This window comes from Filibacter tadaridae (assembly GCF_900609045.1).
GTDB classification, from domain to species: domain Bacteria; phylum Bacillota; class Bacilli; order Bacillales_A; family Planococcaceae; genus Sporosarcina; species Sporosarcina tadaridae.
Genome location: NZ_UXAV01000084.1, coordinates 1 through 262, shown reverse-complemented (window position 1 = coordinate 262; position 262 = coordinate 1). Strand labels below are relative to the sequence as shown.

At 42.4% G+C, this 262-nt stretch carries 1 protein-coding gene; it reads left to right on the top strand.

The genetic code is table 11. The annotated features are described in order from the left end of the window. Positions 1–262, top strand: a 262-nt coding sequence (locus FILTAD_RS15665; protein WP_148085411.1) for a transposase, incomplete at both ends; no start/stop codon positions are given.

Sequence of the window (262 nt, the reverse complement as noted above, 5' to 3'; positions counted from 1 at the left end):
CGATGCACGGGTGGGACATAAAACGGCAGATTCCTCTTTTTTCGGATACAAAACACATATGGCGATGAATGAGGAGCGGCTAATCACAGCGGCAGTCATAACCACAGGAGAAAAAACCGACGGAAAATATCTACAGTCCCTAATCAAAAAAAGTAGGAAAACAGGAATGACCATCGATACAGTCATCGGCGACAAAGCTTATTCAGAAAAAGAGAACATCCAATACGCCAATAAAAATGACCTTAAACTGGTCGCGAGTTTA